This is a genomic window from Salinimonas iocasae (assembly GCF_006228385.1).
GTDB lineage: Bacteria > Pseudomonadota > Gammaproteobacteria > Enterobacterales > Alteromonadaceae > Alteromonas > Alteromonas iocasae.
In genome coordinates, this window is the sequence record NZ_CP039852.1 from 921,047 (window position 1) to 947,187 (window position 26,141).

19 protein-coding genes are annotated in these 26,141 nt (G+C 49.1%); 4 read left to right on the plus strand and 15 right to left on the minus strand.

The genetic code is table 11. The features are described from left to right. Position 1: 1 nt before the first annotated feature. A complete protein-coding gene (locus FBQ74_RS04010) occupies positions 2 to 1,321 on the minus strand; it encodes an OapA family protein (protein ID WP_139755437.1) in 1,320 nt (439 codons plus the stop codon). Between the two features lie 190 nt (positions 1,322 to 1,511). Between FBQ74_RS04010 and tyrS the strand changes: the two genes are divergently transcribed. Further along, a complete protein-coding gene (gene tyrS, locus FBQ74_RS04015; RefSeq protein WP_139755438.1) occupies positions 1,512 to 2,714 on the plus strand; it encodes a tyrosine--tRNA ligase in 1,203 nt (400 codons plus the stop codon). On the opposite strand, the gene FBQ74_RS04020 is transcribed toward tyrS, so the two are convergent. From FBQ74_RS04020 to gltB, 11 genes are all read right to left on the minus strand, one after another. Then, positions 2,711 to 4,033 (minus strand): NAD(P)/FAD-dependent oxidoreductase, encoded by a 1,323-nt coding sequence (locus FBQ74_RS04020; protein WP_139755439.1) that lies wholly within the window; start codon positions 4,031 to 4,033, stop codon positions 2,711 to 2,713. The genes tyrS and FBQ74_RS04020 overlap by 4 nt on opposite strands. Then, complete coding sequence (locus FBQ74_RS04025; protein ID WP_139755440.1) at positions 4,030 to 4,608, minus strand: GNAT family N-acetyltransferase; 579 nt, start codon at positions 4,606 to 4,608, stop codon at positions 4,030 to 4,032. The genes FBQ74_RS04020 and FBQ74_RS04025 overlap by 4 nt, the downstream gene beginning before the upstream one ends. Further along, entirely contained in the window at positions 4,605 to 4,988 is a 384-nt protein-coding gene (locus FBQ74_RS04030) for a DUF2721 domain-containing protein (RefSeq protein WP_139755441.1), read from the minus strand. Before FBQ74_RS04030 ends, FBQ74_RS04025 begins: the two co-directional genes overlap by 4 nt. An 89-nt stretch (positions 4,989 to 5,077) precedes the next feature. Continuing rightward, positions 5,078 to 5,449 carry a rhodanese-like domain-containing protein gene (locus FBQ74_RS04035; RefSeq protein ID WP_232371970.1) on the minus strand — a complete coding sequence of 124 codons (372 nt, stop codon included), beginning with the start codon at positions 5,447 to 5,449 and terminating at the stop codon, positions 5,078 to 5,080. Between the two features lie 90 nt (positions 5,450 to 5,539). Further along, positions 5,540 to 6,343: a helical backbone metal receptor gene (locus tag FBQ74_RS04040; protein ID WP_139755443.1), complete on the minus strand. Its 804-nt coding sequence runs from the start codon at positions 6,341 to 6,343 to the stop codon at positions 5,540 to 5,542. A 4-nt stretch (positions 6,344 to 6,347) separates the two neighbouring features. Then, complete coding sequence (locus FBQ74_RS04045) at positions 6,348 to 7,295, minus strand: cobalamin biosynthesis protein CobD/CbiB (RefSeq protein ID WP_139755444.1); 948 nt, start codon at positions 7,293 to 7,295, stop codon at positions 6,348 to 6,350. 15 nt (positions 7,296 to 7,310) lie between these two features. Further along, positions 7,311 to 8,012, minus strand: a complete 702-nt coding sequence (locus FBQ74_RS04050; RefSeq protein ID WP_139755445.1) for a 5'-methylthioadenosine/adenosylhomocysteine nucleosidase — start codon at positions 8,010 to 8,012, stop codon at positions 7,311 to 7,313. 130 nt (positions 8,013 to 8,142) lie between these two features. After that, positions 8,143 to 8,727 (minus strand): DUF2726 domain-containing protein, encoded by a 585-nt coding sequence (locus FBQ74_RS04055; RefSeq protein WP_139755446.1) that lies wholly within the window; start codon positions 8,725 to 8,727, stop codon positions 8,143 to 8,145. 230 nt (positions 8,728 to 8,957) lie between these two features. Further along, on the minus strand, positions 8,958 to 9,332 hold the full coding sequence (locus FBQ74_RS04060; protein ID WP_139755447.1) for a hypothetical protein: 375 nt from the start codon (positions 9,330 to 9,332) through the stop codon (positions 8,958 to 8,960). Positions 9,333 to 9,514: 182 nt separating this feature from the next. Then, entirely contained in the window at positions 9,515 to 10,930 is a 1,416-nt protein-coding gene (locus FBQ74_RS04065; protein ID WP_139755448.1) for an FAD-dependent oxidoreductase, read from the minus strand. 12 nt (positions 10,931 to 10,942) lie between these two features. Further along, positions 10,943 to 15,409 (minus strand): glutamate synthase large subunit, encoded by a 4,467-nt coding sequence (gltB, locus tag FBQ74_RS04070; RefSeq protein WP_139755449.1) that lies wholly within the window; start codon positions 15,407 to 15,409, stop codon positions 10,943 to 10,945. A 1,097-nt stretch (positions 15,410 to 16,506) separates the two neighbouring features. Here gltB and arcB point away from each other — a divergent pair. Genes arcB through FBQ74_RS04085 form a run of 3 tightly spaced genes read left to right on the plus strand, consistent with a single transcriptional unit; the run spans position 16,507 to position 21,025 of the window. Beyond that, on the plus strand, positions 16,507 to 18,867 hold the full coding sequence (arcB, locus tag FBQ74_RS04075) for an aerobic respiration two-component sensor histidine kinase ArcB (RefSeq protein WP_139755450.1): 2,361 nt from the start codon (positions 16,507 to 16,509) through the stop codon (positions 18,865 to 18,867). Next, a complete protein-coding gene (locus tag FBQ74_RS04080) occupies positions 18,860 to 19,417 on the plus strand; it encodes a PH domain-containing protein (RefSeq protein ID WP_139755451.1) in 558 nt (185 codons plus the stop codon). The genes arcB and FBQ74_RS04080 overlap by 8 nt, the downstream gene beginning before the upstream one ends. Positions 19,418 to 19,432: 15 nt before the next feature. After that, the gene (locus tag FBQ74_RS04085; RefSeq protein ID WP_139755452.1) at positions 19,433 to 21,025 is read left to right on the plus strand and encodes a PH domain-containing protein; all 1,593 of its coding nucleotides are present in this window, start codon (positions 19,433 to 19,435) and stop codon (positions 21,023 to 21,025) included. Between the two features lie 43 nt (positions 21,026 to 21,068). Here FBQ74_RS04085 and prpF read toward each other — a convergent pair whose 3' ends face one another. From prpF to prpC, 3 genes are all read right to left on the minus strand, one after another. Then, a complete protein-coding gene (prpF, locus tag FBQ74_RS04090) occupies positions 21,069 to 22,241 on the minus strand; it encodes a 2-methylaconitate cis-trans isomerase PrpF (RefSeq protein WP_139755453.1) in 1,173 nt (390 codons plus the stop codon). A gap of 94 nt (positions 22,242 to 22,335) precedes the next feature. After that, positions 22,336 to 24,939: a Fe/S-dependent 2-methylisocitrate dehydratase AcnD gene (gene acnD / locus FBQ74_RS04095; RefSeq protein ID WP_139755454.1), complete on the minus strand. Its 2,604-nt coding sequence runs from the start codon at positions 24,937 to 24,939 to the stop codon at positions 22,336 to 22,338. Between the two features lie 52 nt (positions 24,940 to 24,991). Then, positions 24,992 to 26,116, minus strand: coding sequence for a bifunctional 2-methylcitrate synthase/citrate synthase (prpC, locus tag FBQ74_RS04100; RefSeq protein ID WP_139755455.1), 1,125 nt, complete (start codon positions 26,114 to 26,116; stop codon positions 24,992 to 24,994). Positions 26,117 to 26,141: the final 25 nt, after the last annotated feature.

The window sequence follows — 26,141 nt, forward strand, 5'->3', positions numbered from 1 at the left end:
TTTACCGCATCGCCAGCATAACCCGCTTGTTATTTTTAAGCTGGGTGAGGCGATTATCAGCAATTTGCATAAATGCAGCACGCTGTGAAGAGGCGATTGGTTCTGCTTTAGGCAATTCTACAGTGCGCGGATTACGATGTACGCCGTCCACCAGAAACTCATAATGTAAGTGGGCGCCGGTTACCATTCCTGTGCTTCCCAGATAACCAATTACCTGACCCTGCTTGACGGTTTCGCCGGTTTTTACTGCTTTACTCTTAAAGTGCAGGTATTTGGTCACGTACTTCTCGCCATGCTGAACAAATACGTAATTACCGTTGAAGCGATTGTAGGATGCTTTGATAACTCGTCCGTCACCAGCCGCCATCACCGGTGTACCGGTCGCAGCAACGTAATCAGTACCATTGTGAGACTTCCAGCGCTTTTGAACAGGGTGAAAACGCTTCTTGGTAAAGTTCGAACTGACATACTTAAAATTGATAGGCGCACGTAAAAAGCTTTTACGCATGCTTCTGCCTTCCGGCGTGTAGTAGTTACCGTCAGTATGCTGTATAGCCGTAAAAGTCTCGCCCTGATTGATAAACTCCGCGGCGACAATATCGCCATAACCAACAAACTCACCATCAATGAACTGCTCTTCATACACAATACTGAATGTATCGCCATGGCGCAGTTCCATAGCAAAGTCGATGTCCCAGCCGAAAATGCCGGCAAGATTCATGATCTGATTATTGCTCAGGCCAGCGGTCACCGCCGCTTTCCAGAAACTGGTATCAATGCTTCCCTGGGCAAAGTTATAGCGTGTTTCCACTTCTTTGCTTTCCAGGTCTGCCTGCATCTTACCATTCGTATCAGTGGCTCTGATTACCAGTGTATCTTTGGCTGATACCGCATAGCGAAGACCGGCGAAAGCACCGGTGCTGTCGGCTTTGAGGTGCAGTTTGTCACCAGGGACCAGGGTTACCAGTGTTTTTGCCAGCTCGCCCGCCTGAGTAACATTATACGTATCGCGGGCAGAGAAGCCGGCACGCTTAAAGATTTTTGCCAGTGTATCGCCCGAACCCACCTGGTAGAGGTGCCAGCCAGTGTCATCTTCACCAAAATTAATATCCGGTGAATCTGTTACGGAAAGTTCGATAGGGTAGCGTACACCCGCATCCAGAATAGTCGCGTCCTGATGACGGCTGGCCTCAACGGGATCGGAGGGCAACAGTATCAGACTGCCCAGAAACAGACTGCCCAGAATAAGGCCAGTACGATGCGGTCTGGGTAAATTGCGAAGTGTTTTATAAACCACGTTATCTTTCAATTTCATTCTCATCAAACTGCTCGACCCGAGAATATCGTGTAAAGCGCCTTGTTTCTACTTTGACTGGCTAATAATAGTGCTTTTTTTGCGCAGCGCCAGTCCCGAATCCTGATTTTGATGCGTAAACCTTTCATTGGTTCACTCACATGCGTAAAATGCTCGCCCTGATTAAACCGAACCTGACAAACGTGTGGAAAAACAGATGAGTGACTGGCAAACCGCTTTTGCTGAAATAAAAAGAGGCACAGACGAAATACTTCCCGAAGATGATCTGATTGAGAAGCTCAAATCGGGCAAAACGCTGACAATTAAAGCGGGTTTTGATCCTACCGCCCCTGATTTGCACCTTGGACACACCGTGCTTATTAATAAGCTGCGCGTGTTCCAGCAGTTCGGTCACAAAGTTGTTTTTCTTATCGGTGATTTCACCGGGCTTATTGGCGATCCTACAGGTAAAAATGTCACACGCAAGCCCCTGAGCAAAGAACAGGTATTGGAAAACGCGCAAACGTATCAGGATCAGGTCTTTAAAATTCTTGACCCGGCACAGACAGAAATTCGCTTCAATTCTGAGTGGATGGACAAGCTTGGTGCTGCCGGCATGATTAAACTGGCTGCCAGCCAGACCGTTGCCCGCATGCTGGAACGCGACGACTTTAAAAAGCGCTATAACAATGGTCAGGCTATCGCTATCCACGAGTTCCTTTATCCGCTGGTACAAGGCTGGGATTCTGTAGCATTAGAAGCAGACGTTGAGCTGGGCGGTACGGACCAGCGGTTCAACCTGCTGATGGGCCGGGAATTACAAAAAGAAAACGGCCAGAAGCCGCAGACCACAGTGATGGTACCACTGCTGGAAGGGCTGGACGGTGTTCAGAAGATGTCAAAGTCTCTGAATAACTATATCGGCATCACTGATACGCCGAATGAAATGTTCGGAAAAATCATGTCAATCTCCGATGATTTGATGTGGCGTTATTTTGAATTGCTCAGCTTCCGTCCTTTAGAGGAGCTGGCAGAACTTAAAGCGCAGGTTGAGCAAGGGGCCAACCCCAGAGATATCAAGATTCAGCTAGCCAGAGAAATCATTGCCCGTTTCCACAGCGATGAGGCGGCTGAAGCGGCATATCAGGACTTTGTACAGCGTTTTCAGAAAAACGCGATTCCTGACGACATGCCTGAGGTGTCTGTGGCACTTGAAGAGGGGACGCTGGCAATCGGTAACCTGCTGAAGCAGGCGAACCTGGTGGGTTCCACCTCTGATGCGATCCGCATGATTAAACAGGGCGCCGTAAAAATTGACGGTGAAAAAGTAACAGACACCCGCCTGCAAATCACAGAGCCGGGAGAGGCGGTGTACCAGGTCGGTAAACGTAAGTTTGCCAGAGTTACTGTGAACGCTTAGCGCTCAGCGATGCGCGCCCAGCTGTACAGGGCGCGTAAAGCACTACGCCGCAGGCCGGCAAAAGGAAAGCGTTTTAACGGCGTGCTGTACAACGGCAGTTGAAGATTAACAGGTTGATGCATAGCACGCTGGGCCAGACGCCGTCCGGCAAGGTTGGCGAAGGACACGCCGGCACCGCAATATCCCATGGCATACCCAATCTGTGTCTGTTCATCAAAGTGAATCCGCGGTAAATTGTCCAAAGACACTGACACCCAGCCGCTCCAGAAGTGACTTATCCCAATATCCTGCAGTGCAGGAAAGCTGGTTTGCATCGCGCTATACAGCCTGGCTTTACCAGCATGTGCTTGCTTCGCGCTAACTTCCCCGCGCCCGCCAAACAGTAACCGGTTATCCGGTAATAAGCGGTAATAGTATTTCATCATGCGGGTGTCCATCATGGACACCGGGCCGGTGAAGCCGATACTGGCAAGCTGCGCATCGCTGAGCGGCCTGGTAACAATAATGCTCGATTGTACCGGAAACTGCCGTTTGTTGACCGAGGGATGCAATGCTTTACTGGTATAAGCGTTACTGGCAATGAGCAGTACGCGCGCACGGATATCACCCTGCGGGGTTTTAACCAAGTGACCCGCGTCGCTGTGAGTAATTTTTAGCGCTGGCGTGCCACTGTAAAGATTAACCCCCTTGGTTTTGGCTACACCACTCAGCCCCAATATCAGCTTAAGGGGATTAAGCGCATAGCCGGGCTGACGGCTGGCGCCATAAAAACCGCTAACGGCCAGGGTATCGTTTAATTGCGCCTGACTTAATATCTCTGCTTGTTGACTGAAATTAGTTTTTAGATAGTCAGCCGCTTCGCGTTGCTGTAGGGCATGTTTGGCTGTGTGAGCGAGTTTGTAATAAGGGCCGGGACAAAGGTCGCAATCAATATCGTAAGCGCTGATTCGAGCCAGAAGATCACTGACCGCACCATCAAATTCATTCTGGATGCCTCTGGCGATATCCAGGCCAAAGCGCTTTTCTAGCGCTGCCGGGCCTAGCCTGCCACTGCCTGAAAGCACAAAGCCGGCATTTCTGCCCGCGCACCCATAACCCGGCGAATGGCTGTCTATAACGGTCACCGAGCCTGCCTGACTTTCAGCAAGCGCCAGTGCTGCCGAGATACCGGTGTAGCCAGCACCGATAATCAGAAAATCTGTTTCAATATCTTTATCCAGTGCAACCCCGGTTGGTACATCAACTGTATCATGCCAATATGTGGGCGGCAGGCTATCGGAAGGGTTTACGGCAGTATCGATGAGCGGGTCATAACTCATGAAAATGTCAGCAGCATTTCAGCGCCTTCACAATCACAAATACCTTCACATACCGGGCAATCATAGCCTTCATGTATGGCTTCATAGCGCCACTTGTCGGGATGTTTTTTGATGAGCGTGCCACCGTTTTTACTGAAGTATTTAAACGCGCTGTTGCCGGGACTGGCCAGCCAGATGTGAGCCAGGCCTGCCAAGGCCCCCTGACGAGATGCCGACGCTATTGAGCGGCGCAGCATTTCACTGCCTATGCCCAGCCCCTGCCGGTCAGGTGAGACCGTATTACACTTGAAATAGCAGACTTTATCAGCAGGCACTGTCCACTCATCGGGCGAGCACCACTTATCCGGTTGCCACTGGGAGTGGGCATAGGTAAGGCGAAAGCCAACGACCTTGTCATTATCAAGCGCCACCCAGCTTGCATTTATTCCATCATGAAAGCTTTTATCATACATTTGGCGCAAGCTTTCTTCTGTCAGATAATTGTCACCGTGAACGAAGTTACCCAGTGTGACAACACCCTCAAAGTGCGCCGGAGTAAGCGTTTCATAGCGAATGCCTGAAGATTGTTCACTCATTTAGTTTTTATCCCATCCAGATGAACATCCAGCGCCTCTACCGAAATTAGTATTTCTCTTACTGACATCCATAGCGAGTAAAGCAGGCAAATCAGGCTAAGTGCAAATATCCAGTTGCCGACAATCTGGTAGGTAAGATAAATAGCAAGCATGGAAAGCACGCACAGAAAAAAGCTGACAACACCGGCAATCTGCATGCGTTTGATAAACTGGATTCGCTGCCGCAGATTCTGAATCTGTGCCTCGGTATTATCATCCCACTTTTCTTTGGAAAAGTTCCGAATGATACTGGCCAGCGTCAGGAACCGGTTCGTATAGGCCAGCAACAATAATGAAATTGCCGGAAACAGCATTGCAGGCGTAGCGATATCAATAGTCATTCGGTAATTATACGTAGGGGGCCGGAATAAAAACGGTATTTTATCAAATAAGCGCCACTTTCTCGACTCAATAAGTCGCGTTGACGATGTTACATCCGGTCAACAGGCAGACCAGCCGCGTTCCAGCCCATCATATCGCCTTCAAGATGACTTACATCCGTAAACGAACGGGATTTTAGCGTCTCCAAAGTAAGCATGGCGCGGCGGCCTGAGCGGCAGTAGACGATAATCCGCTGGTCTTTATCAAGCTGGCTGACATACGACTCAATTTCACTATGCGGCATATTTATCGCGCCAGGAATATGACCTTCGGCAAATTCTTCCGGTGATCGAACATCAATCAGCAACCATTCATCGTTTTGCACTTTCTGCATCAACAAAGATGCCGTTTCCGATGAAACGGGTTTAACGGTGGTAGCCTGGCCATCGCAACCTGAAAGGGCGGCCAGCAATAGAATCATTACAGTGCAGAATAGTCGTCTGATCATAAACAGCGTTTATAAAACGTTAATGGCAAAAGCTGGCGTTAGTATAGGCAATTAACGGCAACTTTAATCATCAGTTTGATGAATTTGTTTGCATAAGCTACGCAGTTCAGGAATAAGCCGTAAGGTATAACGACTGAAAATATCCGGATTAACCACCAACACCGGTGCCTTCAATACGTTTTCATGAGAAGACCAGAATGCTTGCTCAGTGGATAAGCTACGGGTAGTTGCAGCGACCAGAAGGTCAGGTTGCCGGCGAATCACTTCCTGTACAGATACCTGAGGGTAGTCGACATGTGCATCGTGAAACAATGTTTTTACCTGACACTGAGCAAGAAGTTTACTGGCCCACGCGTCGGGGCCAGCACTCATCAGCGGCGCGTTCCACATATAGTAAAACACTGAAACAGGGCTGGCGCTATCAAACTGGCTGGCAATTTGCGAAAGCTGCTTATCAAAATTTTCGGCGAGTTTTTTTGCGCGGTCCGCCGCCTCGAGAATTTCTCCTAACTGACGTAACTCTTTACTGATATCTCCTAGCACCATTGGCTGAGACTCAAATACGTTAAAACCCAATTGTCTGAGACGGGCGATATCCTGAGGTTTGTTTCCGCCTCGCCAAGCCAGGATGACGTCTGGTTGAAGCTTTACGATAGCTTTAACGTTCACGCCATTGGCATCAGCTACACGCGGCAGCGATTTGGCTGCTTGTGGGTAGTCACTGTAGGCACTGACAGCGAGCAGTTTATGCTGTTGACCAAGGCTGTAAACCCACTCAGTCAGATGCGGAGAAAGGGTGACAACAGATTGAGCCAGGGCGGGGCGGCACAACAGTACCAGTACGGTAACACACAATATTCGAACCATTATCTCAGCCCAGCCTCCATATTGATAACAACAGCAGCGTACACACACTGATAAACAGCATCATGGCGCGCAAAATGGCGCGATAAGAATACGTCATATCGGAAAAGCGTACTTCACGCTTGCCTCCCACGCGCTGGTGGCGATACGTAACACCATGATAAATGGCCGGTCCACCAAGCTGAAATCCCATGGCTGCGCCAAAAGCGGCGAGCAGGCGGGAGGTAAGATCGCCGGCAGAGCTCGTTACAAACCCGCGGGTTGCCCGCAGCGGATTGGTCACGAACGCTATAGTAAGAAAGCCGAACACAAAAGCCGGTATAGCCATCAGTCGCGCGGCGACGCGTGCTGGTTTGGCAAATAATGAAAAACCGGGCCGTTTAGGGTGCCACTGCCAGCTGATTAAAATTAGCAGACGGTAGCAAAGTGCGGCTATCGGGCCGACAAGAACAAACCAGAACAACACACCGCAATACAGGTAATAAAAGCGTAGCAATAAGGCTTCAATGCATGCCTTGGCTATACCAATATCAGTCAGCCTGTCGGTATCGCGGGCCATGAATTGCGCTGCGCGATCCCGCGCCAGCATTTTCTTGCGTCCGGCCACAGCACGAATGACATGTTTGTAATACGTTCTGTCGTGACCGAAATCCAGCAAAGTAAGCACAATAAGCGCTTCAAAAAACCATGGATACTCTGCCAGACTAATTAAATTTGCCAGCAAAGCGGCAAAAGGAACAATCAGCAGCAGTGCGCCCAGAGTACCTGAAATCAAATGCTGAGAAGCCGGCTCACGATTTTTTGGGCACACCCGACCTGCCATTGTTTCAGACAGATAACGAATCAGCGTAAGGGGGTGATAAGCCTTTGGCCAGCGCCACAGAGCATCAGATATTGCGCTGACCAAAACGATGATCAGCGTCTGTATAGCCGGAGAATGAAGCGCCGATTCCATTGCCAGGGCCGATCCTTACGCGAGCGTAGCCACCATGCCCATCACCAGCTGCGCTGAATTTTTAGCCGCGGTATCAAGATAATCCTGAAACGACACCGTAGACGTCTTGCCCGCGATGTCAGATAAAGAGCGAATAACCAGGCAGGGCGTGTTCAGCAGATGACAGGTTTGCGCAATGGCGGCGCCTTCCATTTCACATGCTTTCATATCGTCATACGTTGCACGGATTTTTTCTGCCGCCTCATCACTACCGATAAAGGCGTCGCCGGTACAAATCAGGCCGGTTTTGTATGTGATACCCGCAATGTTCGCGGTAGCTGTTTGCGCAGCCTCTATAAGCCGGTCATCACACTCATACGCCTGGGGCATATCGCCGGCACACTGACCAGGCGCATATCCGAAGAACGTCAGGTCTACATCATGGTGAATCAGTGCTGAGCCGATAACCACATCACCGATATTAAGGTCAGTATCAAAACCGCCGGCAGAGCCGGTATTAACGACATAATCCGGCGCAAACCGCTCTATTAGTGCTGTAGTAGCCACAGTTGCCGCTACTTTGCCGATACCGCACTTCACCAATACAATCTCATGCCCGCTCAGAACACCCTGATAAAATGTCAGGTGGTGCCAGGTTTCAGTTGTAAGGTTCTCAAGAGATGATTTTAACAGGGCCACTTCCTGATCCATGGCACCCAGAATTCCAATTTTAGACATAATTGCAGGCTTTTGAGGTTAATGCGTGAAAACAGATAATGAGGCGTATGGTAATACGAATCGAATAAAACTGACAGTATTGAAAAGAACGGGAAATCACATCTTGGGGGTGATGTGACTTCCCTTAAAACTAGGCGGCAGCGCGGCTTGAACGTAGCGGGCGAGTAGGTCGCTTGGGCGTGACCGGGTTATGGCTTGGCACCTGGGCCAGTTTATTCTGCTTGCGACGGTACGGAATAAGTTTGGTTTCAAGACACTCTCTGATTTCTTCTACCGTATACCCTGATTTAACCTTGATGCGTGCATGGGGGATGCCTGCAGCATCCAGCGCGCCGGATACGAACCAGTCCCGCTGAGACTTATAACCATCTTTACCTGCATTATGTACCAGGTCTACAGCCAGAATAGGGGTCATATCTTCTTTATCGCAGAGTATGAAATCCAGCTGACGCGAGGATGCACGAGCAATAGCTGCACTGGCCTGCTTTTTTGACGTACTTTGACGAACAGACAGAACGTCAGACAGGCGCACCCGGCACAAGATACGAAACTCGCGACCCATAGACTGTTCAATGAGGTTTAAAAAGGTGTGTTCTACCGGAGTAAACAGTTGTTGTCTGCGTTTGAACGGGAATGCGACCCCGCCGTCTGACAATTTTATGGCGCCTGCGGCAACCACAATAAGCAGCATCATTAGAATTATAGCCAGTTCCATAACAATTCCTCGATAAAGCATGTAAAAGCGTCGGTTTTCTGACGTTTACATTAAAAAAATCATCTTCAATCAATGAATTGCAAGGGAGGTGCCATATCTACGAAGAATCGTCTGAAAGCGAGAAGGAATCAGAATTGTAGAATTAAAGGATAGTCAGCAGAGGCAAGTAAAAGGTGCTGGCGTTACCGTGCGGTTGGGGCGCATGTCAGGTAACACCAGGCAAGGAAAGGTTATTGGCGGGCCAGAAGTGTATCGATGACCAGAAGATCAATTTGCGAACCGTCATTATCCGGAGAGATAACCACGCGTATGTTATTTTGCTGGGCCGCCAGGACAACACGTCCGTTAAACTGGCTCACTACATCCAATTCCGGCATAGCTTCTTTGTACCAATCAATGATTTGCTGATTCTCCATTGGCGTATGGAAAACCAGTGACGCTGGCATGTCATCATCAAAACGCTGGCACTGAACGGCATCGCCAGGCATGTTGATGGAATAAAAATCGCCCGGGCAGGCCGCTACATCAGGCTGACTGGATTCGGCCTGTGAGGTGAAAGAAACTGCAAATAAAGCAGACAACGTTAACGCGCCTAAAAACTTCATACGACCCCGTTTTTGATTATTTTGTGTACCTGACTACTATAGGTTTGTGATCAGCACCCATCAACTGATCTTACGGGGTATTAGGTATGCTAAGTGATATTAAGGTATTGAGGGGGAGGAAAAGCAAAAGGGTGGAAACAGAGGAAGTGGCAGGCAGCATTATTTACTGCCTGCAATAATTATCAGACGCCCAGGTAATCCATAATACCGCCTGCTGCCTTGCGTCCCTCATCAATGGCTGTCACCACCAAATCAGATCCGCGCACCATATCGCCGCCGGCAAAGATTTTCGGGTTGGCTGTCTGAAAGGCAAATTTCCCTTTTGATGGCGCAATGACGCGGCCTTTTTCATCCAGAATAATACCAAAATCAGAAAACCAGTTAGCCGGGCTGGGCTGAAAGCCAAATGCAATGATGACCGCGTCGGCTTCAAGTACATGCTCTGAGCCTTCCACTTCTACCGGTCGACGGCGACCATTCACATCGGGTGGGCCCATTTCTGTTTTCACCAGCTTCACGCCTTTAGCACGGCCGTTTTCATCAATGGCGATATCCATAGGCTGAAGGTTGAACTGAAATTCAACGCCTTCTTCGCGGGCATTCACCACCTCTCGTCGTGACCCGGGCATGCTTTCTTCATCGCGTCGGTATGCACAAATGACTTTTTTCGCGCCCTGACGTATCGAGGTGCGCACGCAGTCCATGGTGGTGTCGCCACCACCCAATACAACCACCGTCTTGCCGCTCATATCGATAAAGTCAGCCGGGTCTTTTTCAATACCCATCACCCGGTTGGTGTTAGCGATTAAGAATGGCAGAGCCTCGTGCACTCCTTCCACATGCTCATGTTCAAACCCGCCCTGCATCGATTTGTAGGTACCCATGCCAAGAAATACAGCATCGTACTGTTCCATCAAATCATCAATGCTGATGTCTTTCCCGATTTCAGTGTTAAGCATAAACTCCACACCCATCTCGGTGAAGATTTCACGCCGCAGCTTGATGACGTCTTTTTCCAGTTTGAACGACGGGATGCCAAATGTCAGAAGACCGCCAATTTCCTCGTATTTATCATATACGACAGGCTTAACGCCGTTGCGCACCAGAATATCCGCACAGGCCAGTCCTGCCGGTCCAGCGCCGATAACTGCAACTTTTTTGTCGGTCCACTCAACATGCGACATATCCGGTCGCCAACCCATCTTAAAGGCGGTATCGGTGATGTATTTTTCAATACTGCCGATGGTAACAGCACCAAATTCGTCATTCAGCGTACAGTCACCCTCACATAAGCGATCCTGCGGACAAACGCGGCCACATACTTCAGGCAGACTGTTTGTCTTATGGGATAATTCAGCCGCCTCCATAATGCGACCCTGGTTGGCCAGGTCGAGCCACTGTGGAATATAATTGTGTACCGGACATTTCCATTCACAATACGGGTTCCCGCAATCCAGGCAGCGGTCAGCCTGACCTTCCGTCTGAGACTGGCTCAGCGGCTGGTAAATTTCCGCAAACTCAGACTTACGCACCTGAATCGGCTTTTTAGGTGGATCGATACGCTCAACGTCCACAAACTGATATACATTCTTAGCCATACGTCACACCTCCTACTGCGCCTGAATGCGAAGCTCATCGCTGGAGCGGCTGATATGGCCCAGCAAATTCTTCACGTCACTGGTTTTGGGTTTAATCAACTTCACCTGTTTCAGCGTGGTGCTGAAATCAGTCAGCAGATTCAGCGAATGCTCACTGCCGGTTTCTTCATAATGTTGATTAATAAGCCCGCGCAGATGCTCTACCAGAATGTTTTTGTCTTCGACTGGCATGATTTCTACCAGTTCTTCATTAACCCGGTCAGCCAGATCGTTATCAGTATCCAGCAGATAAGCAAACCCACCGGTCATACCGGCACCGAAATTCACACCGACTTTGCCAAGCACAGCAACAATGCCGCCGGTCATATATTCACAGCCGTTATCACCGCAGCCTTCAACCACCGCAATAGCGCCGGAGTTACGCACGCCAAAGCGCTCACCAGCCCGGCCAGCAGCAAACAGCTTTCCACCGGTGGCGCCATACAGACAGGTATTACCCATAATCGCGCTATTGGGCGCATCAAAGGTTATTCCACGTGCCGGATAAATAACCAGCTTACCGCCGGTCATACCTTTACCCACATAATCGTTGGCGTCACCTTCAATACGCATATGCAGGCCGCCGGCATTCCATACGCCGAAACTCTGACCCGCCGTACCGGTAAACTGCACCTCAATAGGCGAGTCTTCCATATCCTGATTACCATGCACCTTGGCAATCTCGCCGGAAAGTAGCGCACCAACAGAGCGGTCGGTATTACGAATCGGATAACTGAGCGAAAGTCCACTGGCCTTCTGTACTGCCTGCTGACCATCTTTAAACAGCTGCGCATTCAGCTCGCCTTTGTCCATTGGCGCGTTCGTTGTTTGAGAGTTAAACAGTCGCGTGTGCTCACCCGGATGGGGCATTTCAAGCAGTGGTGACAAATCCAGCCGGTTTTGCTTGGCTGAGATGCCGTCTAATGTTTTTAACAGGTCAGTGCGACCCACTAAGTCATCAAACTTTTTCACACCCAGAGACGCCATGATTTCGCGGACTTCCTGTGCGATGAACCTGAAATAGTTCATGACCATTTCCGGCAAGCCGATAAAGTGTTCCTCGCGCAGTTTTTCGTCCTGTGTCGCAACACCGGTTGCACAATTATTCAGGTGGCAGATACGAAGATATTTACAGCCCAGCGCGACCATCGGACCGGTTCCAAAGCCGAAGCTCTCTGCACCCAGACAGGCCGCTTTCACCACATCCAGTCCGGTTTTCAGACCACCGTCCGTCTGTAGTCGAACCTTGTGACGCAGGCCGTTTTCTACCAGCGCCTGCTGTGTTTCTGCCAGACCCAATTCAAACGGGCTGCCGGCATATTTCACTGATGTTAGCGGACTGGCGCCCGTGCCACCGTCATAACCTGATACGGTGATAAGGTCAGCGTACGCCTTTGCCACACCCGTGGCGATGGTGCCAACGCCTGGCTCAGAAACCAGTTTTACGGAGATGAGGGCTGCCGGATTCACCTGTTTTAAGTCAAATATCAGCTGTGCCAAATCTTCGATAGAATAAATATCGTGATGGGGCGGTGGCGATATCAGGGTCACGCCGGGTACCGAGAAGCGCAGGGTAGCGATATAACGGTTTACCTTATCGCCGGGTAGCTGACCGCCTTCACCGGGTTTTGCGCCCTGAGCGACTTTAATCTGAATGACATTTGCATTCACCAAATAATGCGGCGTTACGCCAAAGCGCCCGGAGGCCACCTGTTTGATTTTTGAATTTTTCTCAGTACCAAACCGGGAAGGGTGTTCGCCACCTTCACCAGAGTTTGACTGACCACCCAACCGGTTCATGGCTATTGCCAGCGCTTCGTGCGCTTCAGGACTCAATGCGCCAATAGACATAGCCGCGGTATCAAAACGCGGGAAGAGGTTTTCAGCAGCCTCAACCTCACTAACATCAATAGCCTCAGACTGCGCATTAAAGGTCAGAAGATCACGAAGGTGAGCCGGGTCCCTTTCATTAACCTGTTTTGCATACTCCTGATAGTCATCGTAGTTGCCGCTCATCACTGCTTTTTGCAATGATTTAACCACGCCGGGGTTATACGCGTGATATTCGCCGTCATGAACATATTTCAGCAGGCCGCCGTGTGAGATGGCTTTACGTTTAAGCCAAGCGATACGAGCCTGATTAACAATGTCCTGTTCGAAATCACTGAATCCGGCTCCCTGAATTCTTGAGGCGATACCATCAAAGCACAGCTGCATGACTTCTTTATTGATTCCCACCGCTTCAAACAGTTTGGCAGAACGGTAACTGGCCACTGTACTGATGCCCATTTTGGACATGATTTTATAAAGGCCTTTATTAATACCCTTGCGATAATTGATGGTGGCTTCCATCGCACTGATATCCAGTTCACCCTTATCGCAGAGCTGCTCAATGGTTTCATAAGCCAGAAACGGGTAAATAGCTGTTGCACCCAGACCAATCAGTACAGCGTAATGATGCGGGTCACGGGTAGTGGCGGTCTCAACAACAATATTGGCATCACAGCGCAGCGCTTTATCGACCAGGCGGCGCTGCACAGCGCCTACAGCCATCGCTGCGGGAACCGGTAAACGGTTCTTACGGATATTACGATCAGACAAAACAACAAACGCTGCTTTTTTGGTCTTAACCAGATACTCAACGTCGTTGCAGATTCTTTCTATCGCTTTGCGTAAACCTTCTTCCTGCGAATACTGAAGCTCGACAACTTCAGAGTAGTAATGCTCGGGGTTAAATTCACGTAGTTGTTTAAGGTCGGTATACATCAGTATCGGTGACTGAAACAAAACGCGATCGGCATAACCCGAGGTTTCGCTGAAAACATTCTGCTCACGCCCGATACAGGTGGCCAGGGACATCACGTGATTTTCCCGCAGGGGATCGATAGGCGGGTTGGTGACCTGAGCAAATTGCTGCCGGAAATAATCGTAAAGGGTACGGGTTTTAGATGACATCACGGCCATTGGCGTATCATCACCCATAGAGCCCACTGCTTCCTGACCATCTTTGGCAAGCACTTTTATAACCTGCTGAATCTCTTCGTAGCTGTAGTTATAAAGTTTGTGATAAACCGCCATCATGTCGTCGTCAAACACACGGGTACCAATTTGAGATGCGTCCGCATCCTCAACCGGTGTCAGTCGACGAATATGTTTATCAAGCCACTCCCGGTAGGGGTGACGATCTTTAAGCTCATCATCAATTTCGTTCGAGCGCCACACCTTGCCATTGTAGGTATCTACAGCAAGCATTTCGCCCGGACCTACGCGGCCTTTTTCGATGACATCTTTTTCATCGTAATCCCAAATACCGACTTCTGAAGCCAGTGTAATGAAACCATTTTTAGTAATGACATAGCGGGCAGGGCGCAGACCATTACGGTCAAGGTTGCAGGCAACATGCCGACCATTCGTCAACACGATACCTGCTGGCCCGTCCCACGGTTCCATATGCATCGAATTAAATTCATAAAATGCCCGAAGGTTATCATCCATGGTGCGGTTATTTTGATATGCCGGTGGCACCAATAAACGCATTGCACGAAACAAGTCCATGCCGCCAGCTAAGAATAGCTCTAGCATGTTGTCCAGTGAGGAAGAATCTGAGCCATCCGAATTTACGTACGGTGCAGCCTCTTTTAAATCAGGGATAAGGGGCGTTGAAAACTTTCCGGTACGGGCTTTAGCCCAGTCACGGTTCCCTTTTATCGTGTTGATTTCACCATTGTGGGCAAGAAAACGAAATGGTTGCGCTAATGGCCAGCGAGGTAATGTATTGGTTGAAAATCGCTGGTGGAATACACAAATTGCGCTTTGCATCCGTTCGTCTGCCAGATCGGCGTAAAAAGCCGGCAGATCTTTGGGCATTACCAGCCCTTTATAAATGGTTACCAGGCCGGACAAACAGGCAACGTAAAAATCAGGGTCCTGTTCGAGCCGCTTTTCGGCGCGTCTGCGTACCATATATAGGCGGCGCTCAAGATCACGCTTACGCCAGCCCGGTGGTGCGTTGACAAAAACCTGCTCTATCTGCGGCACACCGGTTAGTGCCAGTTCACCCAGCACGTCATTATTTACCGGTACTTTACGCCAGCCAGGTACACTCAACGTTTCTTTTTCAAGTTCTTCGTTAAGTACTTCTCTGGCTTGTTGCGCCAAAGATTCATCCTGACTCAGAAAAATCATGCCGACAGCATATTTTTTACTTAGCTTCCAGCCGTTTTCCTGTGCAATGGATTTGAAAAATGCGTCCGGCTTCTGCAGCAATAAGCCACAGCCGTCACCTGTTTTACCGTCAGCAGCAATACCGCCGCGGTGTTGCATCCTGTCCAGACCATGTATGGCTGTCTTTACCAACTGGTGGCTGGCTTCGCCATTAGTATGGGCAATAAGGCCAAAACCACAGTTGTCCCTCGAATCATTGGGATTATATAAACTCATCTCTAAACTCCTTCAACCTTCGACTGGGCAAGGTACAGGCTACATTTTCACGCAGAGGTTCGTGAACTGTAGCTACGTCAGACATCTTATTTTGCGGGCGCTTGAGGCCCATCAGGCATGTGTCTGTTTTTCGTCGTTATTTATTATTAGAGGATACCAGCCATGTGCGCCGCATCATTATGCAATGTTGCATAGCGGGGGATACAAAATAACCATAATGGAAAATAAAATCAATTCATAACAAAGACTGAATGCAGCGTTTGTAAATGAAATTTTTATATTTCTTTTTCAATCAATGAGTTGCAATGGTTGGCTGTGTCGGTAATCAATGTGCGGTAAGTGAGGTGTTATCTGATTTTAGTATATTTATACTAATTATCTACTTTTTCGTTTTTTGCGGCTGTGAATAAATATTTATTTTGACCGGTTAAATATACGTCTTTGGTTAACAATGTGTTTTCAAAAATATACGTATCATTAACATCTCAATACCTAATGTAAGTATTTTCTGCATTACAGTGAGAGGTATTGTAAAAGCATTGCTATACAGAAAATTCGAAATTAATGCAAGGTGGTCGAGCTTTTGCATTATGTAAGATTAAGTGTTGATTGGCGAACTCTGTAGCCAGACCGTCATGCACGAGAGCTATAGTCGGGTATTCCAACTATGACATTCAATTTGACGACCAAATAATAGGTGAAGCTATGTTAGATTTTCATGCATTTGATGAAGAAGAAATCGACGATATCGCAGTTCCAGGTTATAACTGAAATAAAATCATAGAGATAGCAATATCTCTGAGCGATATTTGTTCTAAAAAATTTATATGCCGGTGGTTGTAGACCCTGCACATAGCGGGTCTGCCGGCACCCCTTCTTGTGATACGAATTTATTTCTGCCAAAATCCGCGTTATCTTCTGAGCGCAATATTCTTCGATCCCCACACATTCTAAGCGTCGTCCTATGCCTGTTAACGGTGCAGCTGTCTGCAAAATGGTGCACCTGAGCATTCATTCTGCGGGTTTGCGTTTATGTTATTTGTTCCGTATGTAAGACCTGCTAGGATACCTGCAGTTTTATCTGAGAAAAAAGTTATATGCATCAGGATTCTCCCAATGATTCATGGGCTATTCGTATTGCCCAGTTTGTTAAACGCTTTGGCACACTGAAACTGAGTATTCTATTTGTGCTGGTGACCCTGGTGTTTACGCTGGGAAGCTCATATGTAGTGAGAGTTAGTCTGGGCAAATCGGTTCAGCCGGATGATTTTATTATTGCCATTATTATCACCCTGCTTTCTGCACCGTGGGTACTGTATTTTTTCAGTGAGCTGGTTAAGCAGCTCGAAAACTCACGCACCAATCTGAAAGAGGTGGTAAGCCAGCTGGAGCGGTTGCGTGAAGAAGATGTGTTTCTTAACCGCGAACTCCAGTCTAATATCAGACAGCTCAATCATGAGATTGAGCAGCGCAAACAGGCGCAGGAAGAAAGAGAGGCTGTTTTTAAAGAGCTGGAGCGCGAGATTGATGACAAATCCAGTTCTGAGGAACAGGCCCGGCGCCTTTCTACCTTGCTTCGCTCTATCATCGATGCCTCTCCCGATCTTATTTATTATCGCAACGAAGAAGGCCGCTTTGCCGGATGTAACCGGATTGCGGAATTACTTACCGGCAAAACCGAAGAGGAGCTGGTAGGACTGACCCTGCATGATGTGTTTGAAGAAGAGCTTGCAAGCCAGATTGTAGCCAGTGATCAGGAGGTGCTGGAAACCAATGCCAGTATTACTGAGGATCTTTGGTTACGCTTTGCCGATGGGCGTCGTCGCTACTTTGAAATGAAGCGGGTTCCGTTTTTCGATGCGGCAGGAAACCGACTAGGCTTGCTGGCGTTCGGGCGAGATATGACCGAACGGAAGCAGGCAGAAAGTGCCGCTGCCAAAGCAAACACTGACAAAACCCGCTTCATTGCCACCATCAGTCACGAGCTGCGTACGCCGCTAAACGGGATCGTGGGACTTAGCCGCATGTTACGGGACACGGACTTGTCAGAAGAGCAGTTCAACTGGGTAAGTACGATTTATGCCAGCGCAATAACGCTGGGCAATATCTTCAACGATATTATCGACCTGGACAAACTGGACAGAGACAAACTTGAGTTGAGCCTTAAAACGGTCTCACTACGTGACTTTACCGAAGAGCTTTCCAGTATCATCCGGTTGCTTGCCGCTGACAAAGGTCTGGAGCTGGTAACATCAATAAACGAGCCGTTACCTCAGCAGGTTGAGGTTGACGGTACACGTCTGCGCCAGATTTTATGGAACATTCTGTTTAATGCGGTGAAGTTCACACAGAAAGGACAGGTGAGCTTATCTGTATCTGCAACTGAAGCCGCCAATGGTGTCAGTGTGGTGACCTTTATCGTGCAGGATACGGGAGTGGGTATTCCTGATACCGAAATCGATAAAATCTTTGCGATGTATTATCAGGTCGATCATCCTGATCATCAGTCAGCAACAGGTACAGGTATTGGGCTGGCCATCTGTAAGCAAATGGTCGATTTAATGAGTGGTGATATTCGTGTCAGCAGCGAAGTGAATCAGGGCACGCGGTTTGAGATTGAGTTGCCGTTACAGATTTCAACCAAACCGATGCAGGCCTCCAAACTGTTGGTGACCGATCTGAATATTCTGCTGGTTGAGGATATTGAGCTTAATGTGATGGTCGCCAAAGCATTGCTTGAAAAGCTGGGCCAGCGTGTAGACGTCGCGATGACCGGGCAGGAAGCTATTGATAAAGCGCGTGAAAATACGTATGACCTGATTTTGCTTGATATACAGCTGCCGGACATGACCGGATTTGATGTTGCCAATGTATTACACGAAGAAGATTTGGTGATGCAAACGCCCATCGTTGCACTGACCGCAAACGTCATTAAAAAACGCGAAGAATATCTGCAAAACGGCATGGATGACGTTATTGCCAAGCCGATAAAGAAAAGTCGCGTTGTCGAAGTTTTCAATCTTCTGTTTGCTGAACCCGCTGCTCCGACAGAGCGCGATGTTGAGCAAAAGCGCGACAAGCCGGATGCTAATAAATCGCTGTCTAATATCCTGGATATGGATCTGCTACAAATGCTGGTGGATACTATCGGCGAGGATATGGTGCGGGCCAGCGTTAAGGTATTCCAGGATAAAATGCCTGAGTACATGGAAATTCTGCAGTTGAGTCTGAGTGCTGATGAAAAATCAGAGGTATGCTCGCAGGCACACAAGATTAAAGGCGCTGCTGGCTCGGTAGGGTTGTCGCGCGTTCAGCGTATCGCCAATCAAATTCAGCAGGGCGATCATCCAGCTTGGTGGCAGAATGTTCATGACTGGGTCGAGGAACTGCAAATGGCCGTACAACATGATATGAATGCGCTGGATGAATGGTTAAATGAACAGGTACTGGATGACTGAACAGAAATCTTCGCTATTCCCAGCGTTTGAAAACCGGGAAATAGATGTGGCGGGCCTGCCCGACATGATGGCTGTCTCTATGCAGCCTGTATCGCCAAGGTACCGGTGGCTGAACCTGGCTATTGCGGTGGCGGGGGCAGCTATTGTCACTGCAATACTGAGCTTTCTGAGGTATCAGACATTTATGTCTGTGCCATTTGGGCTTGAGCGCTTTTATCTTATGGCCGTTACGATTGTGTGTACCCTCGGAGCCCTTAGCTTTACGTATCATCTGCTGGCGGATAAGAAGATAAAATACTGCTTGCGCGAGCAGGACCTGGTGATGCAGCAAGGTTTAATCTTCAGAAAAATTGCCTGCCAGCCAATCTTGCGCATTCAGCATATAGAGCTTAAACGAGGGCCTTTAGACCGGTTGGCAGATTTGGCCTGTTTGCAGGTGTTTTCCGCCGGGGGAGCGACACACACATTCGAGATTCCCGGGTTAAGACTGACCGATGCACAGAAGGTCAGACAGTTCATTCTTAATCATAAAGAACTGGATGCAAAATAGGGTGCAATACCGTTCATGAATCATGCATCTGAGCCACGGGCTGTTGAGAACACCAGTGAGGTGAGTACTGGCAAACACTGGCGCAGGCTGGCGCCGGTGGCGCTGTTGTACTTTATCGCCAGCAATATTAAAAACACGATACAAAGCGCGCTGTATATTATTCCGGCACTGGCTATCAGTGCACAAACGACCAATATCATAGATTCACAGTGGTTCTGGCCTGCTGCCTTAGGTGTTATCGGACTGATTGTCATCAGCGGAATCGTCAGTTATTTGTTTTATCAGTTTCGCGTTCGAAACAGCCATGTGGAGATTCGCATGGGACTGTTTAATCGCCGACATATTAATTTGCCTTTCTGGAGAATCCAGAATGTAAAGGTGGAGCGTCCGTTCTATTACCGGCTGACACAGTTTGCAGTGGTAGTTTTAGATACCGCAGGCTCTGCCAAAGAAGAGGCAAAGATTGTTGCCGTTACGCAGCGTTATGCTAACCGGTTGCGCTCGCAGATTCTCAATGAGCGCACTGAGTTTTTGCAAAGTGAAGAAAGCGAATCTTCGCACGACCATGCAGAGGTAAGCGAAGCAACAAATGAAAAAAGCACAACGGACACGGTTATCAATCGCCGCTCGCTGAGCGATCTTGTAATACACGGCATCACCAATAACCGGGTATGGATTATCCTTGGTGCGTTGGCTCCTTTTTACGATGACCTAGCAGAGTGGGTGGGGAACTGGCTCTCTCAGCAAGGGTTACAACTGGAGCAGCTGGTGGGTTCCACCAGTGTGGCCTGGTGGCAGTGGGGGCTTTACGCATTCACCATTATGATGCTGATTATGGCTCTCATGGCGCTATTGTCAGTCGGAGGCTCTTTACTGACGTATTACGGTTATACGCTGACGCGCAGCGGTGACCGCTATATCCGTAAAAGCGGCCTGTTAAGTCAGCAGGAAGTGAGTATGCGGCAATCACGGGTGCAGATGGTCGCCGTGAAGCAGGACTGGCTGGACAGAGTGCTAAAGCGCGCCAATGTGTTTTTTGAACAGAATAAGACAGGAAATCAGCAGAGTCAGGAATTAATGGCGCCCAATAAACTACTGGTTCCTTCCGTTACGCTGCCAGAAGCCGGTGCACTATGTGAAGAAGTGCTGCCTGATAGCCAGTTGTTTAAACAGAAATTTAACCCTGTCACTGTCTTTTTCTTATTTCATCATCTGGTCGTCCGGCTTTTGCCTGTAACAGCGCTTATTATTCTGGTTCTCGTCGCTGAACAGCAATGGCGGGCAGTGTCCCTTTGTGTAGTGGCCAGCGTTGTTCTTTCAGTAGTCATCTGGCTTCGCTACAGACGATGGGGCGTCGCCCGAGACGACAATTATGTGTATGTTCGCAGCGGTATTATTGGTGAAGACTTTCAGGTCTTTCCTTTATACAAGGTGCAGCAGGTGGTTATTAAACAAAGCGTGATGATGAAGCGACGACAGCTGGCGTCTGTGAAGTTTGTATTGGCCAGTGGTGCAGTAACTATTCCGTTTTTGACGGAGTCACAAGTAAGGTATCTGGCGAACATTGCGCTAGCTGAGGTTGAGCGCAGTGGAAAGTCATGGATGTAGGTAGTGCGGGGCTTAAGCCGCCCCGCATATCAGACGTGTTTACTTATTCCTGAGGGATATGCACAAAGCCATGCATCAATACTCGCGCACTGCGGCTCATGATGGCTTTTTCAACTTCCCATTGAGCACCCTGTTTTGTGGCCTTTGCGCCCACTTTGAGTGTGCCTGAGGGATGACCGAAGACCACGGACTCTCTGTCCTTACCTCCAGCGGCTTGATTAACCAGTGTCCCCTTGATAGACGCTGCTGTACCAATTGCCACTGCTGCCGTGCCCATCATTGCATGGTGCAGTTTACCCATAGACATAGCGCGGACCAGTACATCGATATCTTCAGCTGCAATATCTTTACCGCTTGATGCGCTGTAGCTGCGCGGCGGCGCGACAAAAGCTATCTTAGGCGTATGCTGACGTGAAACAGCTTCACCGACATCGTTAATTAACCCCATTCTTACCGCACCATGGGCGCGAAGACTCTCAAATTTCGCCAGTGCCACGGCATCAGCATTTATATCATCCTGAAGCTCAGTGCCGGTATAGCCGATATCCTCAGCGTTAACAAAAATGGTGGGGATGCCGGCATTAATCATAGTGGCTTCGATACTGCCGAATTCTGGAACATTGAGGGTATCGACAAGGTTGCCTGTGGGGAACAGTGCTTTTTCACTGTCCGCAGGGTCAAGAAACTCTATTTTAACTTCCGCGGCGGGGAAGGTAACACCATCAAGTTCAAAATCACCGGTTTCCTGAACATTGCCATCTGTCATCGGGACATGGGCGATGATGGCTTTTTGAATATTTACCTGCCAGATGCGGATCTCAGCGATTCCATTTTCAGGCACGCGGGAGGGATCCACTAGTCCATTAGTGATAGCAAATGCACCTACTGCAGCGGTCAGATTACCGCAGTTTCCACTCCAGTCTACAAAAGGCTTATCGATAGCAACCTGACCAAACAGGTAGTCAACATCGTAACCATCACGTTCACTGGCCGATAAAATGACGGTTTTGCTGGTGCTGGATGTCGCGCCGCCCATACCATCGGTATGTTTACCATAAGGGTCCGGACTGCCAATAACCCGTAGCAATAGCGCATCGCGTTTCGAACCGGGCTGCTGCGCGTATTCAGGTAAATCCGTTAACTTAAAAAACACACCTTTGCTGGTGCCACCCCGCATATACGTGGCGGGTATTTGTATCTGTGGCTGATGAGTCATAAGTACTCCTTAAACCAAAAAAGGACCTGTCACCGGCACCCGATACGTGTTCAGGTGCCGGTGCAGGTCGCTGCTATCATTTCTACATGGCTGACTAGTTGTCATCACCTGCTTCTTCAGCTTCAAGAAAATCTTTAGCGAAGCGTTGCAGAACCCCGCCAGCAGAATAGATTGAAAGCTCTTCGAATGTGTCCAGTCGGCAGGTCACGGGCACGGACTCTGATTCGCCATTTTTACGATTTACAATCAGCGTAAGCTCCGCCCCAGGACTGGGTTCTCCCTTAACATCATAGGTTTCGGTACCGTCCAGTTTGAGTGTGATTCGGGTTGTGCCGGGTTTAAATTCCAGCGGTAGCACACCCATGCCAATTAGGTTAGTACGATGAATGCGCTCAAAGCCTTCCGCCACAATCACCTCTACACCCGCCAGGCGAACCCCTTTGGCTGCCCAATCGCGCGATGAGCCCTGACCATAGTCAGCGCCGGCGATAATAATCAGAGGTTGTTTACGCTCCATGTAGGTTTCTATTGCATCCCACATGCGCATGACTTTTCCTTCCGGCTCCAGACGTGTTAGTGAGCCCTGCACAACTTCACCCTGTTCCATCACCATTTCATTAAAGATTTTCGGATTAGCCAGGGTAGCGCGTTGTGCCGTCAGATGGTCGCCACGGTGTGTCGCATAGGAGTTATAATCAACCTCAGGCACACCCATGCTGGTCAGGTATTCACCGGCAGCACTGGTGGGCAGTATGGCATTGGACGGCGACAGATGGTCGGTAGTGATATTATCAGGCAATATCGCCAGCGGACGCATACCTGTCATCGTACGTTCAGCCGCCAGTGCGCCTTCCCAATAAGGGGGGCGGCGGATATAAGTGCTCATTTCACGCCAGTTATATAGCGGATTAATATCTTTACCATAATCCACTTTTAAATCGAACATAGGTTCGTAAACTTTGGTGAAATGCTCAGGTTTAACGTAGTTGGCTACTACGCTGTCAATTTCTTCCTCAGTGGGCCACAAATCTTTCAGGGTGATGGGGTTGCCATCCTTATCCGTGCCCAGAACATCTTTTTCGATATCAAACCGAATGGAACCGGCAATCGCGTATGCCACAACCAGCGCCGGAGAAGCCAGAAATGCCTGCTTGGCAAAAGGATGGATCCGACCATCGAAGTTGCGGTTTCCGGACAGTACCGCGACCGAATATAAATCCCGTTCTTCCAGCTCTTGTTGAATCTCCGGGTCCAGGGCGCCACTCATTCCGTTACAGGTAGTGCAGGCAAACGCCACTACGCCGAATCCGAGAGATTCAAGCTCGCCCATCAGCTTAGCTTCTTCCAAATACAGTTTTACTGCTTTTGAACCGGGTGCCAGTGAGGTTTTCACCCACGGCTTTCTGCTTAACCCGTATTCGTTTGCCTTTTTAGCCAGTAAGCCCGCTGCGACTACGTTTCTGGGGTTACTGGTATTCGTACAGCTGGTGATGGCCGCAATGATTATCGCGCCGTCGGGCATTTGGCCTTCGTCATGCTCCATTGAGCCCAACAGACCATGCTGTTTAAGATCGCTGGTGGGTAGCTTTGCATGAGGTTTGGACGGGCCGGCCATGGTTCTGCTTACAGCGCTCAGGTCAAATTCAAGTACGCGTTCATAGTCGGCAGTTGCCAGATCATCAGCCCACAGTCCGGTATGACGGGCATAGTTTTCAACCAGGGCAACCTGCTCATCATCTCGACCGGTCAGCTTCAGATAATCGATGGTCTGCTCATCAATATAAAACATTGCCGCTGTTGCGCCATATTCAGGCGTCATATTGGAAATCGTCGCGCGATCGCCAACCGTTAGATTAGCTGCCCCTTCACCGAAGAATTCGAGATAGGCGCTCACCACGCGCTGCTCGCGCAGGTATTCGGTCAGTGCCAGTACAATATCGGTGGCGGTAATGCCAGGCTTAGGTTTACCTTTTAATTCAACACCCACAATATCAGGCAGGCGCATATAAGAGGCACGACCAAGCATGACGCTTTCTGCTTCCAGGCCGCCCACGCCTACCGCAATAACACCCAGTGCATCAACATGAGGAGTGTGGCTGTCAGTACCTACTAATGTATCCGGGAAGGCAACGCCGTCGCGCTTATGTACAACCGGAGACATTTTCTCTAAGTTAATCTGATGCATAATGCCATTACCCGGACCAATTACATCAACATTTTTAAATGCGGTTTTTGTCCAGTTAATGAAGTGAAATCTGTCGTCGTTACGGCGGTCTTCTATCGCACGGTTTTTGTCAAAAGCGTCCTTCTCAAAACCAGCATGCTCAACTGCCAGCGAATGGTCGACAATCAGCTGTGTAGGAACAACCGGGTTCACTTTTGAGGGATCGCCGCCTTTAGCAGCAATCGCATCACGCAGACCGGCAAGGTCGACAAATGCAGTCTGGCCCAGAATGTCATGACAAACGACTCTGGAAGGGAACCAGGGGAAATCATGTTCCCGCTTTTTAAAAACAAGTTGCTCAAGGGACTGTGTCAGTATGTCTGACGGACACTTACGTACCAGGTTCTCAGCCAGCACCCGCGACGTATAGGGGAGGGTATCGTAAGCGCCTGGTTTAATATCATTAATAGCCTGACGGGTATCGAAAAAGTCCAGATGACTGCCCGGCAGGGGCTTCCGGTAATCGGTATTCATAACGGTCTCTCAAATGAAAAAAAGGCGCACTGTAAGTGCGCCGTTTAATTAATTAGTCACGTTCGCTCATAGGCGGAACCGGACGGAGTTCCTCGCCGGTGTACTCAGCAGAAGGGCGGATAATACGATTGTCAGCACGCTGCTCCATAACATGAGCGGCCCAACCTGTGAGGCGGGACATCACGAAAATAGGCGTGAATAACTTAGTGGGAATATCCATAAAGTTATACGCCGAGGCATGGAAGAAATCAGCATTACAGAATAGTTTTTTCTCACGCCACATAACTTCTTCACAACGCTCAGACACGGCATACAGCGTATCATCGCCAACATCCTCAGATAGCTTCTTAGACCATTGTTTGATGATCTCATTACGTGGATCGCTGTCAGAATAAACCGCGTGACCGAAGCCCATAATCTTTTCTTTGCGCTCCAGTTTCGCCATCATTTCTTTTTCAGCATGCTCTGGCGAGGTGAAGCCTTCGATCATCTCCATCGCGGCTTCGTTCGCACCACCATGCAGGGGACCGCGAAGAGAGCCAATAGCGCCAGTGATGCATGAATGCATATCAGACAATGTCGAGGCACAAACGCGAGCAGTAAATGTAGAGGCGTTGAACTCATGCTCAGCATACAAAATCAGTGAAACATGCATAACGTCTTCATGCAGTTGTGACGGTTTCTCGCCACGCAGAAGATGCAAAAAGTGCCCGCCGATAGAGTCATCGTCAGTATTTTCGTCAATACGGATGCCATCGTGAGTAAAACGATACCAGTAGCAAATAATGCCAGGAAAAGCTGCCAGCATACGTTCAGTCACGTCTTGTTGCTGGTCAAAGTTTGCCTCACCTTCCAGATTACCCAGCATTGAGCAGCCTGTACGCAGTACATCCATAGGGTGGGCATCTTTTGGAATACGCTCAAGTACTTCTTTGAGCGGCTGCGGAAGGCTACGAAGTGACTGTAACGTCTTTTTATAAGCGCTCAGTTCCCGCTGATTAGGCAGTTTGCCTTTGAGAATAAGATAGGCAACTTCTTCAAACTGGCAGTTGTTTGCCAGATCTTTTACATCATAACCGCGATACGTTAAGCCTGACCCGGACACGCCGACAGTCGACAATGCTGTTTTACCTGCGACCTGTCCACGCAATCCTGCGCCACTTAATTGTTTAGCCATGCGTTATCTCCTGAAAAAATGTAGT